A 13119-nucleotide genomic window follows, 5' to 3' on the forward strand; every position below is an offset into this window, starting at 1 on the left:
CTGTTCGCTTGAGGAGTTGGCCGTGCCTGCTTACCGCCCGGAGGGGATCCCGGAGACCGTCCGGCTCTGGTCCCTCACCGAAGACACCCTGCTGGAGGCGGGGGACGACGACACGCTCGTCGCGATCACCTGGTGGGGCGAGTACGAGCTGGCGGACGTGCCCCGGCCGGTCCGCGAGTCGCTGGGCCGGATGGCGCTCGGCCCGATCTCGATGGGGAACCTCGCGACGTCGGCGGGCAACGGCGCCGAGGCGTGGGCGGGGACGCTGCGCAAGGTCCTCAACCAGCTCTCCGGCTCGGTCGTGCACTCGCTCGCGCTCAACGATGGCCGCGGACCGCTGCTCTCGGCCATCCCGGTGACCCAGGCGCCGGTCTTCCCGGCCGACGCGGTGCCGCCCGGCCGGCTGATCAAGCTGTCGCGGTACTCGGCGATGCGCCCGGACGGCGGCGGGCTGCTGCTGGAGTCGCCGCGCGCCCGGTACCGCGTCGCGCTGCTGCGGCCGCCGGCGGTGGCCGTGGCGTCGTCGCTGGCGGGGCCGGTGACGGTCGCGCAGGTCGCCGAGACCTGCGGGCTGCCCGAGGTGGTCGTGGCCGACGTCGTCGCGTACCTGGTGGCGGCCGGGGTCGTGCTGCTGGCCGACGACTGGGCCGAGTTCGCCGAGGACACCGACACCGACCTCGCCGTCTGGTCGCCGGACGACCTGCTGTTCCACGCTCGCAGCCGAACGTGGCTGAAGGGCGGCCCGCCCGACCCGGAGGCGCACCGGGCGGGCGCCGAGCCGCCGGTGGTCAAGCAGATCACCGCGGGCCCGACCTTCCCGCTGCACCGCCCCGACCCGGCCGTGCTCAAGGCGACCGACCCGACGCTCGCGACGCTGCTCGAACACGACCACCGGTGCCCCGAGGTCACCGAGCGCGCGCTGTCGGCCGAGCAGGTCGGGGAGTTCCTCTTCCGCGCGGCGCGGGTGCGCTCGATCGGGCCGGCGTACCTGCCCGGCGGTCCCGGCCACGAGGCGTCGCAGCGGCCGTACTTCAGCGTCGCCTGCCTGTACGAGCTCGAGATCTACGTCGGGATCAACCGGTGCGCGGACCTCGCGCGGGGGATCTACCACTACGACCCGCTGTGGCACACGCTGACGCTGATCAACGACGACCTCGGCGTCCTGGACGGCATGCTGGACCTGGCGATGGTCGGGGCGGGCAGCCACCGCCGGCCCTCGGTGCTGCTGACGATGACCGCGCGGATGTCGCGGATCGCGTGGGTGCTCGGCAGCGCCGCGTACGCGACGACGCTGGTGCACGTCGGCGCGCTGCAGCAGGTGCTCTACCTGGCGGCCAAGGCGATGGGGCTCGCCGCGCACGCCGTGCCGGTCGACGCGGGCGACCGGGTGGACCGGTCGCTGAAGCTGGAGTGGCCCGCCGAGGTCAGCGTCGGCGAGTGCGTCCTCGATTTCCCCCTCGGTAACGCTTCCGGCTGACCGGGCGAAGCCTCCGTCGTGACCGTTCGCCCTGTTACCGTTGGGGATCTGGGGTGCGGCTGAGGTGGGAGGCGCCGTGGCATATCCGGTTCGGCTGCGGGGGAAGTTCCGGATGCGGGCCGTGCCGCCGGCGGAGCGGCCGGACTTCCGCGGGCTCGTCGCGGCCGGTCCGGTGGCGGCGGCCGCCGCGGTCGCGCTGAGCGCGTTGCTCCCGGTGCTGGCCGAGCGGACGACCTGGACCCCGCGGCTGCTCGCGCTGGCCTGCGCGGCGGCCCTCGCGGGCGTGCACCTGACCGCCTTCGCGCACGGCCGCGTCCGGCGTCCCGGCCTGGCGCTGGCCGCGCAGGCCCTGCTGGCGTACGGGCCGATGCTGCAGCTGGGCGCCCTGTGGAGCGCCGCGGGCGGGTTCCTCGCCGGCGGGCTGCTGCTGGCCGTCCGCCCGGTCCGGGCGGTGCCCGCGGCGGGGCTCGTGTGCGTCGGTGCCGGGCTGTTGTCGGCCTGGGCGGCGGGAACCGCGGACGCCGGCCTGACGGGCGCCGTGTCCGCCGCGATCGCCGCGCTGGCGCTGTCCGGGACGGGCGCGGCCGTGCGGCTGACCGCCGAGCGCGAAGAGGAACGCCGCGAGCTGAAGCGCAACGCGATCGCCGAGGAGCGCAAGCGGTTCTCCCGCGACGTCCACGATCTGCTCGGCCTCAGCCTGTCGGCGATCACCCTCAAGGGTGAACTCGTGGACCGGTTGGTGATCGGCCAGCCGGGCCGGGCGAAGGAGGAGCTGGCCGAGCTGCTGACGATGTCGCGGCGCGCGCTGGCCGACGTCCGCACGGTCGCGGCGGGCTACCGCGAGCTGTCGCTGGACGACGAGTGCCGGGCCGCCGCGGCGGTGCTGAGCGCGGCCGGGACGCGGGTGACCGTCGCCCGTTCGGGGATCGCGGACCTGCCGCCGGACGTGGCGACCGCGCTCGCCGCGGTGCTGCGCGAAGGGGTGACGAACGTGGTGCGGCACAGCACCGCGAGCTGGTGCGCGTTCTCGGTGAGCAAGGAGGACGGGACGGCCTGGCTGGAGATCGTCAACGACGGCGCCGGCGGCCCCGCCGACCGCGGCGCGGGTTCGGGATCGGGCCTGCGCAACCTGGTCGACCGCGTGGAGTCCCTGGGCGGGACGCTGGCGGCGGAGTCCTGCCCGGACGGCACGCACCGGCTGCTGGCGGCGGTTCCGGTGGCGTGCGGCCGGGTGCGCCGGCACCGGGCGGCGGACGAGCTCACGGCGTAAGCGCTTTCCGGCCGGTTTTCCGGGCGCGGCCGCCGACGTTCACCCGTTGGGAGCTAAAGCCATTCCGCTTCGGTCGCGATGCGGATCGCGTGGACCCGGTTGCGGGCGTTGAGCTTCGTGACCACGGCGGCCAGGTAGTTGCGGACCGTGCCGGCCGACAGGAACAGCTCGGCCGCGATGTCGGCCACGTTGCGCCCGCGCGCGGCCAGCGACAGGATCTCGATTTCGCGCGGGGTGAGCGGGCAGTCGTCGGTTTCCCAGGCGGCCAGCGCCAGTTCGCTGTCGATGACGCGGCGGCCGATCGCGACCGAGCGGACCGCGTTCGCCAGCTTGTCCGACGGCGAGTCCTTGAGCAGGAAGCCGTTCACCTTCGCGTCCAGCGCGCGGCGGACCGTGCCCGGGCGGCCGAGACTGGTCAGGATGAGCGTGTGGACGTCCGGGAGGCTCTCGTGGATCTCGACCGCCGCCGACAGCCCGTCCTTGCCCGGCAGGTCGATGTCGATCACCGCGACGTCGGGCTGGGCCGCCTTGGCGGCGGGCAGGATCTGGTCGCCGCTGGACACCTCGGCGACCACCTCGATGTCGGACTCCAGGTTGAGCAGGGCGACCAGGGCGCCGCGGACCATGTGCATGTCCTCGGCCAGCAACACCTTGATCACGACGGTACCTCGCACCCCAGTCCGTTGACTCCGAACCGCAATTGTACGCCATTGCCCGGCCGCGACGGTGTTTCGCGCAAGCGCACCCGAGGTGAATGGCCGGGAATTCGCCGCCGGTGCCCGCCGGCCCGGCTGGGCCGAATGGCTGCCGGGAAGGCGGACCTGGTTCGTTCGCCGCGAACGGATTAACGAGCGGCGGATTCGGTGCGCCGGAATTGCACGCCTCAGACCGCCATCGGGCGGGCGACCGCGGGCTGGCGCAGGTCGGGCAGCGCGAGCAGGACCGGCGGGTCGAAGCCGTGCCGCGGCCGCAGCCGGACGTCGGCCAGGCTCGCCGTGACGCCGCGGTGGACGGTCACCGGGCCGGCGAGGCCGGTGTAGGGCCGCAAGGTGTGGTTGTCGACCTCACCGCAGCCGTAGGCGTGGGTGAGCACGTACCAGGAGCCCAGCGGAACGTCTGCCAGTGCATACGGTCCCGGCCCGGGCAGGACGGCGAACCGGGCCGGCGCGCCTTCGGCGATCCGGGCCGCGAAGAGCCCGACGAACACCGGCCCGACCTCGGCCGACGGCGCGACGCGCAGCTGGCCGCGCACGGTCGTCCCGGAGCCCGGCGGGGCCTGCCGGTCGGCGAGCCGCGGCGCCGTGCCGCGCAGCTGCCGGTAACCCGACGGCGAAACGCCGACGCTGCCGCTGAAGCGGGCGCTGAACGTGCCGACGCTGTTGTAGCCGACCTGGTGGCTGATGTCGGCCACCGAGATAACCGTGGTCGCGAGCAGGCGCTTGGCCTCCGCGAGCCGCAGGGCCGACAGGAACCGGCCCGGCGACAGCCCGGTGACCCGCAGGAACACCCGGGTGAAGTGGAACTTGCTGAACATGGCCGCGCGGGCGAGGTCGTCGATCGTGAGCCGCTCACCCAGGTTGTCTCGCATGGTCACGATCGCGCGTGCCACGGCTTGCCGGACGATCTCATCCATGGTGGCCGTCCCTCCCGGTCGACAATGCCGCTCGGTCGTCTTCCCGGTGAAGGCGTCCGGTGCGGGGGATGTGATTTCGACCAAAACTGTAGGTCCGCGGGCGTCTACTTCTTAAGTGCTCTGTGCACCGGTCCGGATGGATTTCACCGGTCCCGGACATGCGTTTTGCACATCGGGTGTGAACGGGGCCGGGAACGGGAACACCGAGGGATGACGCACATGCGTTTCTCACACCCTCGGTAGCGGGCCGGATGCGCGCGAGCGCGCAAAGTGACGAAAACCGGGGTGTTCGACGGGGTTCGACCCCCTTGCTAGCCCGTTCGGAGTCTTCTCCGAAACCGCACGGACCATGTGTAAGCCACATCACGGCGATGATGCGGGCACTGGTTGATGTTGCGTCCGTTGGCGACGATTTATGGCACGTGAAGCATTCATCTTCGCCACTGGGAGCAGAGCATGTCCGCACAGGTTTCCGCCGACGTCCGCGCGCTTTTCACCGATTTGGGGATCGAGTTCGAAAAGACGGGGTCGGACCTTGTGATCGACCGTTTCGAACAATTCAGCATCGAGGCCGGCGTGGGGACCGTCCGGGGCTGCGGGACCACCTGCTACTGCCGGGCCGACGTCCTCGAAGCGGCTTGATGCGCGTTTGCGCAGTTCTCGCCGTCGCGAGCCGGGCGCGGGGGGGGGCCCCCCCCCCCCCCCCCCCCCCCGGGGGGGGGGGGGGGCCGGGCCGGGCCCCCCCCCCGCCCGGGGGGCGCCCAATAACCGCGGGGGGGGGGGGGCCCCCCCCGGCCGGGGGGGGCCCTGCGCCCGGGCGGGGGTTGGGGGGGGGGGGGGGGGGGGCGCCCGGGGGGGGGGGGGGGGGGGGGGCCCCCCCCCCCCCCCCCCGCGGCCGGCTCGTCGCGCGTGGACCGGCGCGGGAGGCCGCGAATGGCGTGGCCGGAAAATTTCCGACACGGGTGACGGGAACTCCGCGGCACTCGTGACGGCTGGTAGCCACCCGGGCGCGACTAGGCGTTTTTAACCTGGTCCTAACCCGTGCATGTGCATTTCGCGGCGGCGCCGCAAAAGTGGTGCCCGAATGGTGCAACCGATTCGTCAAGCAGAATGATTGACTGGGCTTCTGGGGAATCGTGAGTGCGGAGGCACCCGTGATCAGAGTGCTGGTGGCCGAGGACATGCACATCGTGCGGGGAGCACTGGTGGCGCTGCTGCGGCTCGAACCCGACATCGACGTGGTCGCCGAGGTCGCCTCCGGGCTCGAGATCCTGCCCGCCGCGCGCGCCAAGCAGGCGCAGGTGGCCGTCATCGACATCGACCTGCCCGGCAAGGACGGCCTCACGGCGGCCGGTGAGCTGCACGAGCACCTGCCGGACTGCCGGACCCTGATCCTGACCAGCCTGGGACGTCCCGGCACGCTGAGGCGGGCGCTGGACGCCAAGGTGGGCGGGTTCCTGCTCAAGGACGCCCCGCCCGACAAGCTGGCGAACGCGGTCCGCGGCGTGCTGGCCGGCCGCCGCATGGTCGACGGCGACCTGGCGCTGGCCGCGTGGGACACGGTGGACTGCCCGCTGACGGCCCGCGAGCTGGACGTGCTGCGGATGACCGCGCAGGGGTACGGAACGGTGGAGGTGGCCGCCCGGCTGTACCTTTCCGCCGGGACAGTACGGAACTATCTCACGACGGTGGTGGCGAAACTCAACGCCCGCAACCGGGTTGACGCGATCCGGATCGCGGAGGAGTCCGGCTGGCTGTGAGTCGGGCAGAGGTCCAGACCAGAGGATTGGTCCAGTCCGAAAGGGTTCGTCCGCTTCGACGGGTATGAGGGCGCGATCCTGGTCGGCTGGAGCGCGCGGGTTCAGGCGGGGACGACGGCGCGGAGCCGGAAGCGGCCGTCCGGTTCGACTCCTGCGGTCAGCTCGCCTCCGAGGTCGGCGACCCGGTGCGAGAAGTTGCCCTGCCCGGGATCCCGCCGCGCGGGGTTCAGCCTTCGCGCTCGCGTCGGCGGAAGCAGCTTCAGGCCGGGACGACCACGCGGAGCCGGAAGCGGCCGTCGGGTTCGACTCCCGCGGTCAGCTCGCCTCCGAGGTCGGCGACCGGGTGCGAGAAGTCGCCCTGCCCGGGATCCCGCCGCGCGGGGTTCAGCCTCCGCGCTCGTGTCGGCGCTGGAGCGCGCGGGTTCAGGCGGGGACGACGGCGCGGAGCCGGAAGCCGCCGTCCGGTTCGACTCCCGCGGTCAGCTCGCCTCCGAGGTCCGCGACCCGGTGCGAGAAGTTGCCTGCCGGGGTTCAGCCTTCGCGCTCGCGTCGACGGAAGCAGCTTCAGGCCGGGACGACGGCGCGGAGCCGGAAGCGGCCGTCCGGTTCGACTCCCGCGGTCAGCTCGCCCCCGAGGTCCGCTACCCGGTGCGACAGGTTCCCGATCCCGCTCCCCGGCGACGAATCCCGCGGCACCGCCGCCGTTCCGGGTTCCGGCACCACCGGCTCCTCCGCCCTCTGCCCGTTGCGCTCCACGCCGTCGTTGACTATGTCGAGGCAGATGCCGCCGTCCGTGCGGCGCATCGCGATCTCGCAGCTCTCCACCTTGCTGTGCCGCAGCACGTTCGTGACGCCCTCGCGCAGGACCACCGCCAGCACCGTGCGCACCGGGGTCGGCAGCTCGTCGCCGAGCATCTCCATGCGGACGCGGACGTCGGCGGCCGCCAGTACCGACTTCGCCGTGCGGGACTCGCTGTCCAGCGACAGCTCGCGGTAGCCGCTCGCCACCGACCGGACGTCCGACAGGGCCTGGCGGGTCAGCCCGAGGACCTCCGACAGCTCCTCCGCCGCGCGGTCGCGGTCCAGGGGCAGCACCCGGGCGGTCAGCTCGCTCTTCAGCGCGATCGCCGACAGGCTCATGCCGAGCAGGTCGTGCAGGTCGCGGGCGAACCGCAGCCGCTCCTCGGCCAGCGCCATCTCGGCCAGCCGGCGCCGGGTGGCGGCGAGCTCGGTGACCAGCCGGACGAGCCACAGCAGCCCGAACACCGCCAAGCTCGTCATCACGGTCGCGGCGGTGTAGAAGATCGTGGACGTGAGGTCCGCGCCCGAGAGCCGCTGGATCTCCGCGAAGGCGGCGATGTTGAGGACGAAGAACGCCCAGCCCGCGACCGGCGGCAGCACCAGCAGCGCGTTGCCGATCAGCAGTCCCGGCAAGCTGACCCAGTTGGCGCCGAGCGGCAGCAGCGGCAGGTAGATCAGGCAGGCCTGGACCAGGAGCATCCCGTAGCTCTGGGCGGACCGCAGCTGGGTCGAGGGCCGGTTGAAGTACGAGAACTGCAGCGCCAGCAGCGCCACGATCGAGCCGATGGCCAGCGCGATCTCCCACGGCCGCGGGGCCAGCTGCACCAGGTGCGCCGTCGCGCCGATGCCCATCAGCACCATGACCACCGGCAGCAGGCGGCGGATCTCCTTCGACGCGCTCTCCGAGCGCTCCCCGGTGTCCTCCGCGGCCGCGGCGCCCAGGCCGCTGGGCAGGGGGAGCTCGACGTGCAGCCGGAACCGGCCGTCCGCGCCGGTCTTCGCCGTCGCCGAGCCGCCGAGCGCGGCGACCTCGTCGGGCAGCGCCGTCAGCGCGCTGCCCGGGGCGAGTGCCGGGTCGTCGGCCGCGACGCCGTCGTTCACGATCTCGAGGACGACCTTGCCGTCCTGGTGGCGGACGTCGATCTCGCAGTGCTCGACGTCGCTGTAGCGCAGCACGTTCGTGACGCCTTCGCGCAGGACCTTGGCCAGCAGCGTGCGGACCTGGACCGGCAGGTCGCCCTGGTCGAGGTGGATCCGCACGGCGATCTCGGACGCCGACAGCAGCGATTCGGCCGTCCGGGACTCCTTCTCCAGCGACAGCTCGCGATAGCCGTGGGACACGGCGCGGACGTCGGAGAGCGTGCGCTGGGCGGTGGCGGTGATCTCGCCGAGCTCGGCCTTGGCGCGCTCGGCCGACTTGCGCATCAGGCGCGTCACGAGCTCGCCCTTGAGCGCGATCGCCGACAGGCTGAGCCCGAGCAGGTCGTGCAGGTCGCGGGCGAACGCCAGGCGCTGCTCGGCGACCGCCCGCTGGGCCAGCTCGGTGCGCGCCGCGTGCAGCTCGTGGACCATCCGCGCGAGCCGCGACAGCAAGTAGAAGACCAGGATGTAGAAGAGGATCCCGAACACGTTGTAGAAGGTGTTCGTCGGCTTCACGCCGAACACCTGGTAGATCGCGGCGGTGCTGAGCAGGGCCACGACGACCGCCACCCAGCCGTAGCGCCGGGGGAAGACCAGGAGGCCGGTGCTGCCGACGTACACGAGCATGGACACCCACGGCAGCCCGAAGGTCAGCAGCGGCACGTAGGCGAGCGCGGCCATGACCGCGAACAGCGCCCGGCCGGCCGGGGAGTCGAGGCGGGTCGACGGGCGGCTGAACCACAGCAGCTGGATCGCCAGCAGCGCGGCGGCGGCCACGACGGCGTACCCGGCGTGGAAGGCGTCGACCGACCTCGGCAGCAGGTTGACGACGCCGATCACGCTGAACCCGGTGACGACCACGACGATGATGGCGGCGGCGAGGTACGCCGCCAGCCGCGGGCGCCGGTCGGCCGCGGTGGTGCCGCGGGGTTCGGCGGTGGCGGACAGCTCCGCGGCCGGCTCGAGCGCGGCGACCGGCGACATCAGTGCGGAACCCCCGGGGTCTCGGCGGTGGCCGGGGCGCCCCAGGTGGCCCGGCCAGGGCGTGGTGTGCGTTCTGCTGCCGACCGATCGTAACCCACCGGACGTCCGGTCCCTTGCGCCGAAAAGACGTGGCGAGGGGGCGCGGCGGACGCGGGGGGACGGCACGGCGGCGGCCGAGGTGCGGGCTCAGCGCCGGCCGGACGCGGACCGCAGGCGGTCCGGGACGCCGAGCAGGCTCAGGAAGTCCAGCCGGGACAAGGCGACCGACCCGGTGTGCAGCACGGAACCGCGCTCGTACCGGAAGAAGCCCAGCGCCGACTCGAGGTCGTCCCAGAACTCGCCGCCCGCGGTCTCGGGCAGCCGCCGGGTCACCGGGAAGTCGGCGGTGAACGCGCGGCTCGCCGAATACGTGGTCAGGTCCCGGCCGAAGTGCCGCCGGTACCGCTCGAGCTCGGCGTAGGGCGCGGTGGAGACCAGCACCAGCCGCAGGCCGGGGTCGTGCAGCGCGGCGGCGACGTCGGCGGCGGCCGCGTCGCCGAAGGGGCCGCTGTGGCCCGGCATCGTGTGGTGCACCGCGAGCCGCGGGCGCCCGTCGAAGAGGTCGGCCAGTGAGATGCGGCCCTGCGGGCCCTCGAACAGGTACTTCGCCGCGTTGACGACCCGCGGCCGGTCCAGCTCCGGCACGGTCAGCTCCGTCATGGCTCGCCCTCCCTGGGTGTGGTCCCGATCGGAGTGTGGCCCGCGGGCCCGGGCGGCTCCCAGCGTTCGGCCCGGGAACGGCAAGCTGGGAGACGCGCGGCCCTCGCCGTGCCCGGCGGGTGCGCGGACCCTAGGCTCTGCGGCCATGGCACGTTATTTCGACCTGCACCCGGAGAACCCGCAGCGCCGGTCGCTGGGGCAGGTCGTCGAGATCCTCCGCGCCGACGGGCTGATCGCCTACCCGACCGACTCGTGCTTCGCGCTCGGGTGCCGGCCGGGCAACCGCGACGGGCTCGACCGGATCCGCTCCATCCGCAAGCTCGACCACCGGCACCACTTCACGCTGGTGTGCCAGGACTTCGCCCAGCTGGGCCAGTTCGTCATCATCGACAACGCGGTGTTCCGCGCGATCAAGGCGGCGACGCCCGGCAGCTACACGTTCATCCTGCCCGCGACCAAGGAGGTGCCGCGGCGGCTGATGCACGAGAAGAAGAAGACGGTCGGCGTGCGGATCCCCGACCACCGCGTCACCCAGGCGCTGCTGGCCGAGCTCGGCGAGCCGCTGCTGTCGAGCACGCTGCTGCTGCCGGACCAGGCCGAGCCGATGACGCAGGGCTGGGAGATCAAGGAGGAGCTGGACCACCAGCTCGACGCGGTGCTGGACTCGGGCGACTGCGGGGTCGAGCCGACGACGGTGGTCGACTTCTCCTCGGGCGAGCCGGAGATCCTGCGGATCGGGGCGGGCGACCCTGCGCCGTTCGAGTGACGCCGGTCAGTTCTCCAGCAGCTCCAGCCATTCGGCGGTGTGCTCGCCGCTGAACGTCAACCCCAGGTCCTCCGCGTGGCGGCGACCCGTCACCAGCAAGCAGAAGTCCTCGGCCGGGCCGGTCACCCGATCGGCTGCCTCTTCCGGCCCGAAGTCCCACCGCGTCCCCGACGGCGCCAGCAGCTCGAAGCGGAACGGCCCCGGTGGCTTCCGCTGGTGGCGGCGGTACGCGCGGTCCCTCGTGCGGACGCCGTAGTAGGCGACGTGGCCGATCGCGTCGTCGCGGCGGGGTGGGACGCCCAGCGCGTCCGCGATGTCCTGGCCGCACGCGAACAGCTCCGTCAGCGCCGCCGCCGCGAGGACCGACGGGCGCAGCGGCCCGTCGCTCCACGGCAGCTCCGGCTTCGCCGGTGCCGACGCGAGCAGCGCGTTGGCCTTCCGCTGCTCGATCAGCCACGTCACGATCGCCTCGTCGAGCGAGTCGTAGGAGATCTGCGGGGTGACGCCGAACGCGCCGGGGTTCTCGGCGCTGAGCCGGACCAGCCGCGCGGTCGACGTCAGCCGGGCGAAGTGCCCGGTGAGGTCGGGGCGGGGGCCGTACCCGCGGCGCTCGGCCAGTTCGGCCAGCGCCTCGGTCTCGGTCTGCAGGTCCGTGAACACGTCGGCCATCGGTGCCACCCTCCTGGGTCCGGGTAACCGGTATCCCAGGCTGGCAGGCGGGCCCGCGGCGGCTCCACTCCGCGCTTGCGACGTGACGCCACGGGCGGCGGCGGGGTCGGCTATGTTCATGCCACCGACGATGGGAGCGTGGGCGTGAAGTACCTGCTGGCGATGTACCTCAACCCCGACGTGATGGCGAACCTGTCGCAGCAGGACATGGACGCCATCATGAGCGGGCACCAGGACTTCATCCGCACGATCCGGGAGTCCGGCGAGATGATCGGCACGCAGGCGCTCGCGCCGGTCGCCGACAGCACCGTCGTGCGGGTGCGCGGGGGACTGCCGGCGGTCACCGACGGCCCGTTCCTCGAGTCGAAGGAGTTCCTGGCCGGCTACTACCTCGTCGACTGCGCGAGCAAGGAGCGCGCGGTCGAGCTGGCCGCGATGATCCCCGACGCCGCGTTCGACGGCATGGGCGTCGAGGTGCGGGAGATCGTCTTCTTCGCCGACGCCGAAACCGAGATCCCCGGTTCGTGACGTGACCGCGCCCGCCCCGGTCGCCGAGGTCCTGCGCCCGCTGGTGCCGCAGGTGCTGGGCGTGCTGGTGCGCCGGTACGGCCAGTTCGACGCGTGCGAGGACGCCGTCCAGGAGGCCCTGCTGGCGGCGAGCGAGCAGTGGCCCGCGGAGGGCGTCCCGGACAACCCGCGCAGCTGGCTGGTCACGGTCGCCACCCGGCGGCTCACCGACCACTGGCGCAGCGAGAGCGCGCGGCGGCGGCGCGAGGAGTCGGTCGCCGTGCGGGAGCCGGTGACCGTCGTCGCCGGGCCGGGCGAGGAGCAGCCCGCCGGCGAGGACGACACGCTGAAGCTGCTGTTCCTGTGCTGCCACCCCGCCGTGTCGCCGCCTTCGCAGGTCGCGCTGACGCTGCGCGCGGTCGGCGGCCTCACCACGGCGCAGATCGCGAGCGCGTTCCTGGTGCCCGAGGCGACGATGACCCGGCGCATCACCCGCGCCAAGGAGAGCATCGCCGCGGCGGGGTCGACGTTCAACGAGCCGTCGCCGGACGACTTCGGCGACCGGCTGCGCGTCGTCCTGCAGGTGCTGTACCTGATCTTCAACGAGGGGTACACGGCGACGTCGGGGGAGAACCTCGTGCGCGCGGAGCTGGCGGCGGAGGCGATCCGGCTGACGCGCGCGGTGCACGCGCTGACCCCGGGCGAGGGCGAGGTCGCGGGCCTGCTCGCGCTGATGCTCCTGACCGACGCGCGGCGCGAGGCGCGCACGGGCCCGAACGGCGAGCTGGTGCCGCTGCAGGACCAGGACCGCGGCCGCTGGGACGCGGCGCTGATCGCCGAGGGCGAAGCGCTGGTGGACGCGACGATCGGCCACGCGGCGCTCGGGCCGTACCAGGTCCAGGCGGCGATCGCGGCGCTGCACGCCACCGCGCCGAGCACGGAGGAGACGGACTGGCCGCAGATCGTCGAGCTGTACCACGTGCTGCAGGCGCTGATGCCGAGCCCGGTGGTGACGATCAACCAGGCGGTGGCGGTGGCCCAGGCCTCCGGCCCGGCGCGCGGGCTCGAGCTGCTGGACACGGTCGACGCGAAGCTCGATGTGGGCCGCCGGCTGGACGCGGTTCGCGCGCACTTGCTGGAGCTGGCGGGCGATTTGCCGGGCGCGCGTGAGCACTACTTGAAGGCGGCGCAGCGGACGGCGAGTTTGCCTGAGCGGCGGTACTTGATGAAGCGGGCCGGGCGGATCGCGCCGGCGGATCCCGCGCAGAACTGACTGGGACCGACCGAGGTCGGCGGGAGCGGGAGGCCGGAGGCCGCTGCGGATAGCGCACGCGCGGAAGTGAGCGCGGCCCGGCTCCGGTCCGAGGCGATGTGGTTCGCGCGCACTTGCGCAGCGGACGGCGAGCCTGCCTG

General features: G+C 73.1%; 12 protein-coding genes. 7 read left to right on the forward strand and 5 right to left on the reverse strand.

The genetic code is table 11. The features are described from left to right. The first annotated feature begins 22 nt into the window (after positions 1–22). Both ACIRSS_RS38600 and ACIRSS_RS38605 read left to right on the forward strand, forming a co-directional pair. Positions 23–1477 (forward strand): SagB/ThcOx family dehydrogenase, encoded by a 1455-nt coding sequence (locus ACIRSS_RS38600; protein ID WP_400904091.1) that lies wholly within the window; start codon positions 23–25, stop codon positions 1475–1477. A 76-nt stretch (positions 1478–1553) separates the two neighbouring features. Beyond that, positions 1554–2747: a sensor histidine kinase gene (locus ACIRSS_RS38605; protein WP_400904093.1), complete on the forward strand. Its 1194-nt coding sequence runs from the start codon at positions 1554–1556 to the stop codon at positions 2745–2747. A gap of 53 nt (positions 2748–2800) precedes the next feature. Here ACIRSS_RS38605 and ACIRSS_RS38610 read toward each other — a convergent pair whose 3' ends face one another. After that, positions 2801–3406 (reverse strand): response regulator transcription factor, encoded by a 606-nt coding sequence (locus ACIRSS_RS38610; protein WP_364466069.1) that lies wholly within the window; start codon positions 3404–3406, stop codon positions 2801–2803. 224 nt (positions 3407–3630) lie between these two features. Further along, entirely contained in the window at positions 3631–4380 is a 750-nt protein-coding gene (locus ACIRSS_RS38615; protein WP_400904094.1) for a helix-turn-helix domain-containing protein, read from the reverse strand. 456 nt (positions 4381–4836) lie between these two features. On the opposite strand from ACIRSS_RS38615, the gene ACIRSS_RS38620 reads away from it, so the two are divergent. Both ACIRSS_RS38620 and ACIRSS_RS38625 read left to right on the forward strand, forming a co-directional pair. Continuing rightward, positions 4837–5022 carry a hypothetical protein gene (locus ACIRSS_RS38620; RefSeq protein ID WP_400904095.1) on the forward strand — a complete coding sequence of 62 codons (186 nt, stop codon included), beginning with the start codon at positions 4837–4839 and terminating at the stop codon, positions 5020–5022. A 512-nt stretch (positions 5023–5534) separates the two neighbouring features. Beyond that, entirely contained in the window at positions 5535–6140 is a 606-nt protein-coding gene (locus ACIRSS_RS38625; RefSeq protein WP_400904097.1) for a DNA-binding response regulator, read from the forward strand. Between the two features lie 564 nt (positions 6141–6704). Here ACIRSS_RS38625 and ACIRSS_RS38630 read toward each other — a convergent pair. Continuing rightward, positions 6705–9065 carry a sensor histidine kinase gene (locus ACIRSS_RS38630; RefSeq protein ID WP_400904099.1) on the reverse strand — a complete coding sequence of 787 codons (2361 nt, stop codon included), beginning with the start codon at positions 9063–9065 and terminating at the stop codon, positions 6705–6707. A gap of 186 nt (positions 9066–9251) precedes the next feature. Then, positions 9252–9764 carry a DUF899 family protein gene (locus tag ACIRSS_RS38635; RefSeq protein ID WP_400904101.1) on the reverse strand — a complete coding sequence of 171 codons (513 nt, stop codon included), beginning with the start codon at positions 9762–9764 and terminating at the stop codon, positions 9252–9254. Between the two features lie 145 nt (positions 9765–9909). Here ACIRSS_RS38635 and ACIRSS_RS38640 point away from each other — a divergent pair, with 145 nt between their 5' ends. Continuing rightward, complete coding sequence (locus tag ACIRSS_RS38640; protein ID WP_400904103.1) at positions 9910–10530, forward strand: L-threonylcarbamoyladenylate synthase; 621 nt, start codon at positions 9910–9912, stop codon at positions 10528–10530. 6 nt (positions 10531–10536) lie between these two features. On the opposite strand, the gene ACIRSS_RS38645 is transcribed toward ACIRSS_RS38640, so the two are convergent. Continuing rightward, positions 10537–11199 carry a maleylpyruvate isomerase family mycothiol-dependent enzyme gene (locus ACIRSS_RS38645; RefSeq protein ID WP_400904105.1) on the reverse strand — a complete coding sequence of 221 codons (663 nt, stop codon included), beginning with the start codon at positions 11197–11199 and terminating at the stop codon, positions 10537–10539. A 144-nt stretch (positions 11200–11343) separates the two neighbouring features. Here ACIRSS_RS38645 and ACIRSS_RS38650 point away from each other — a divergent pair, with 144 nt between their 5' ends. Together ACIRSS_RS38650 and ACIRSS_RS38655 are read left to right on the forward strand one after the other, a co-directional pair. Further along, positions 11344–11727 carry a YciI family protein gene (locus tag ACIRSS_RS38650; RefSeq protein ID WP_400905850.1) on the forward strand — a complete coding sequence of 128 codons (384 nt, stop codon included), beginning with the start codon at positions 11344–11346 and terminating at the stop codon, positions 11725–11727. A gap of 1 nt (position 11728) precedes the next feature. Beyond that, entirely contained in the window at positions 11729–12979 is a 1251-nt protein-coding gene (locus ACIRSS_RS38655; RefSeq protein ID WP_400904106.1) for an RNA polymerase sigma factor, read from the forward strand. Positions 12980–13119: the final 140 nt, after the last annotated feature.

Origin of the sequence: Amycolatopsis sp. NPDC101161 (assembly GCF_044768185.1) — a bacterium.
Taxonomy (GTDB): Bacteria; Actinomycetota; Actinomycetes; order Mycobacteriales; family Pseudonocardiaceae; genus Amycolatopsis.

Coding starts and splice junctions, on each gene's coding strand:
- ACIRSS_RS38615 (WP_400904094.1), bottom strand. CDS start 4,380: ATGGATGAGATCGTCCGGCAAGCCGTGGCACGCGCGATCGTGACCATG.
- ACIRSS_RS38620 (WP_400904095.1), top strand. CDS start 4,837: ATGTCCGCACAGGTTTCCGCCGACGTCCGCGCGCTTTTCACCGATTTG.
- ACIRSS_RS38630 (WP_400904099.1), bottom strand. CDS start 9,065: ATGTCGCCGGTCGCCGCGCTCGAGCCGGCCGCGGAGCTGTCCGCCACC.
- ACIRSS_RS38635 (WP_400904101.1), bottom strand. CDS start 9,764: ATGACGGAGCTGACCGTGCCGGAGCTGGACCGGCCGCGGGTCGTCAAC.
- ACIRSS_RS38640 (WP_400904103.1), top strand. CDS start 9,910: ATGGCACGTTATTTCGACCTGCACCCGGAGAACCCGCAGCGCCGGTCG.
- ACIRSS_RS38645 (WP_400904105.1), bottom strand. CDS start 11,199: ATGGCCGACGTGTTCACGGACCTGCAGACCGAGACCGAGGCGCTGGCC.